The 3,086-nt window shown below is 57.9% G+C and carries 4 protein-coding genes and 2 pseudogenes; 2 read left to right on the top strand and 4 right to left on the bottom strand.

Going from position 1 to position 3,086, the window contains the following annotated elements; all coding sequences use genetic code 11:
- Nucleotides 1–204: helix-turn-helix domain-containing protein (locus C7G61_RS42380; protein ID WP_145963819.1), on the bottom strand; the 204-nt coding region annotated here is incomplete at its 3' end.
- A gap of 82 nt (nucleotides 205–286) precedes the next feature.
- On the opposite strand from C7G61_RS42380, the gene C7G61_RS42375 reads away from it, so the two are divergent.
- Nucleotides 287–574 (top strand): transposase, encoded by a 288-nt coding sequence (locus C7G61_RS42375; RefSeq protein ID WP_108523378.1) that lies wholly within the window; start codon nucleotides 287–289, stop codon nucleotides 572–574.
- An 8-nt stretch (nucleotides 575–582) separates the two neighbouring features.
- Here C7G61_RS42375 and C7G61_RS42370 read toward each other — a convergent pair.
- A pseudogene (locus tag C7G61_RS42370) lies at nucleotides 583–894 on the bottom strand (IS5/IS1182 family transposase); the annotation flags it as partial.
- Between the two features lie 131 nt (nucleotides 895–1,025).
- A pseudogene (locus C7G61_RS42365) lies at nucleotides 1,026–1,181 on the bottom strand (IS256 family transposase); the annotation flags it as partial.
- A gap of 312 nt (nucleotides 1,182–1,493) precedes the next feature.
- On the opposite strand from C7G61_RS42365, the gene C7G61_RS44350 reads away from it, so the two are divergent.
- The gene (locus C7G61_RS44350; protein ID WP_145963818.1) at nucleotides 1,494–2,462 is read left to right on the top strand and encodes a hypothetical protein; all 969 of its coding nucleotides are present in this window, start codon (nucleotides 1,494–1,496) and stop codon (nucleotides 2,460–2,462) included.
- Nucleotides 2,463–2,536: 74 nt separating this feature from the next.
- Here the strand turns inward: C7G61_RS44350 and C7G61_RS46845 are convergent.
- Nucleotides 2,537–3,086 (bottom strand): helix-turn-helix domain-containing protein (locus C7G61_RS46845; protein ID WP_420836848.1); only part of this gene is annotated, 550 nt, incomplete at its 5' end.

Below are 3,086 nucleotides of genomic sequence, written 5' to 3'. Positions count from 1 at the left end.
TTCGATCGCCAGCGCCACCACTGCCGCTTCGATCTCAGGCGCGACACGGTTCTTGAGGATCGGCTTCTTCCGGCTGATCTCGGCAAGCGCCAGCTCGCCGCCTTTGTCGTACAGTTCCTTGAACCGGTAGAAGCTGTCGCGACTATATCCCATCATCTTGCAGGCCTGGCTGACATTGCCCAACTGCTTGGCCAGTTCCAACACCCCGACTGAAGTGGACCCCGGATTTTGGACCGGCGGCTTAGGTAGTGCGGATGCCGTTCTGTTTTGATAAACGGAGCGGACCATGAAGAAGACGAGACGGAAAATCGATGCGGCGCTGAAGGCAAAGATCGCCTTGGAGGCGCTGCGAGAACAATCAACGGTGACGGATCTGGCGCAGCGCTACCAGGTGCATGTGAACCAGATTTACGCCTGGAAGAAGCAGCTTCAGGATCAAGCGGTTCGGGCGTTCGACGCGGGCGCTGGTCGGGATGGCGAGGCGGCCCAAGAACTGGAGGTCGAGAAGCTCCACGCCAAGATCGGACAATTGACGGTTGAGCGAGATTTCTTAGCCAGGAGGTCCGGAAGATGAGCGCGCCGGATCGCCGAGGATTGGCGATGCCAGAGGTAGTTGCGGCCCATGCGGTGCTCGGATTTGAGGTGGCCGATGACCGGCTCGACGGCGGAGCGCCGTCGCAGCTCGCGCTTGATCTGTGGCGTCACCCGCCGCTTCTGTCCTGAGATGAACACCCTGAACTTGTAATCGGGCGGGGCGTTGTGGCCGCGATAACCCTTGTCGAGGAGAGCGCGCTCGATAGTGTTGCCGGTCAGCGCTTCCATCTCTGGGATGACGGTTGCAAGTGTGTGGCCGTCATAGGGGTTGCCGGGCAGCGCCTTCACATGGGTCACGAACTAGTCGGAAGGGCCTGTTCCGTTTGATAGACGGAGGGCATGATGTGCGGTTGGAATTCGGCTTGGCGAATTCTCCGGGAACATGAAGTTATCGTTTCAGGCGGCAAGGTCGGCTGATCGATGGGTTTTGTGGCGAGGGTTTGCCAACCATCGACCTTGCGCATGCTAATCTGTCCCGAGGCCAGCAGGGCCCAGAACATCATCGCGGCGGTGTCGGCCGAGGGCAGCACGGTTTGGGTTTTGATCCGCCGCTTGAACTCCTCGTGCAACCGCTCGATCGCATTTGTAACCGCTATAAGATTCTCGGTGCTGATGTTCGGCTGCGGTTTTCAAGATCGTGGCGTATGGTGCGACCATCCGGGACAGAGGCACCGGGAGCACGAAGGTGTGGGGGAGATGTCCAGATCGCTGTTGAACTACGTCGGGTCGACGCTGGGCAAGCGCCACTGAGACACCCGTCGCCGCCTATCTCACTCCGTCATCACCCACCGTCCTGCATAGCTCGACGCAGCCCAGCTACAAGTTTAACGCAATATTGGTTCAATTGAGCGCTCCCGGCTGTTACCTCCTAGGGCTGCCGAAACGTGAGAGGTCTCATTATGGATCGCGATCATCCGCAGACCCCTGAAGGGGCAGACGACGATAGCCGCCGTGCCGAAGGAATGGGTCACTTGCCAGTTGACCCGCTGGCCGAAGTGGCGCGGCGGTTACTCACCGATGATCCTATTGAGACAGCAAAAAGTCTCACGAACTTTAAACTCGTGAGCCGCTCGATGCGACAAGCGATTGAGACCCCTGCCCTCGCGACTTTTGAGAGGCGGCTCAGTGACGTTGCTGGGCTGGGGCGGATTGTGAATCACTTGGCGATTCCCCCGGGAGGCTTATCGCAATTTGATAATGTGCCATTGACTGAAGAAGAAGCGCAAGGTTTTTCCTATCCCTCGTGTCGAGCTAAGGTCGCTTCGCCTACAGTCAAATTTGAAGGGAATGCGCGAAGATCTGCTTTCGTCGATGATATTCTTAACTTGTCTCCGTTCCAGCAAGCGATGTCGCTCCACAGCATAGCCCGCGATCTAGCTGGACTTGACCGCGTGAACACAAATCGCCTCGTCAGGAGAGCAATCGAATTGTTTGAGCAGGATGGTAATCCGCCGGTGGTCCGCAGATTTGCAGCCGCCGCTCTTGTGCGGGGGCATAAACATTTGGACGCAGATCACAAAGTGCAAATTTTCGATGCAATCGTCGCTCGTCCGGATCTGTTTTCGGACTATGGCCATGAGGCTAGGATCGAGCATGCATCCACGGTAGCCAGCTTGGCTTCGAGGTCAGCGGCCTCGTCTAGGAATACGGCCGAGTCGCACAATCCGGACCTGGATAGTGAAATCAATCGAATTTATACCAGAATGCACGATTTGGGAAATGGCCCAAACACAAACAACATGAGCGAACGTGAGCTAGTCGAGGGCCTTCGTCCGCTCGGACGCTCAATCAGCAAAGCATACGATAGCGCGCGAGCAGCCTTAATGGCGTCCGACAGAAGCAGAGAACGATCCAGCTTGGCACGATGAGTTTCGCGGGCTTTAACTGGAGGGCAGGTTCAAGATCAGTAAGGGGGGGTGGGTTTGAGTTCTGTAAGTGGCGCTCAGTTTGGGACTCTTTGGCGCTCATATTTTCTGTTTTGATATGAGTTTCCAACAGATCGAGAACGTCGTCCGCAAATTGGGAGAGCTCGTCGGCGATCGCCTCGAGCTGCAACGGGGCTTGCAGCCCGTGGAATCCCGTCCACGATCGAGCGGAAGGCCTGATGCACTTCCTGCCAGTCTGCTGGCCCTTGCCCTCCCCTGCGCGTCGGCACCCCTTCCGCGATACCCGTCGCGATTATCTTGGCGATATCGCGCCGGCACAGCGTGACGCGCTCGCGGGCGAGCTTAAGCGCGCGCGCCTCGGCCGCTATCTCGGTCGCCAGGTGCTCGAATTCCTCGGAACGAACAACGAGCGGCGACAGATCGAAGCCGAAGGCGAACTCGATGGCGCCCGCGGCGCCTTTACGGGCGTAGCGCTTGCCGTACGCCGTCACCCAAACATCGAGATCATTCTGCAGCTCGTCGATGGTTCGATAGATCTTCTTGCGGAACGCCACACGATAGAACTCATCGAGCGCGGTTCGATGGAAGCGCTCGCAGATTCCGTTG

It is taken from the genome of Bradyrhizobium algeriense (genome assembly GCF_003062295.1).
GTDB lineage: Bacteria > Pseudomonadota > Alphaproteobacteria > Rhizobiales > Xanthobacteraceae > Bradyrhizobium > Bradyrhizobium algeriense.
Note: the sequence above shows the minus strand (reverse complement) of the source record. Positions and strands in the feature narration are given on the sequence as shown.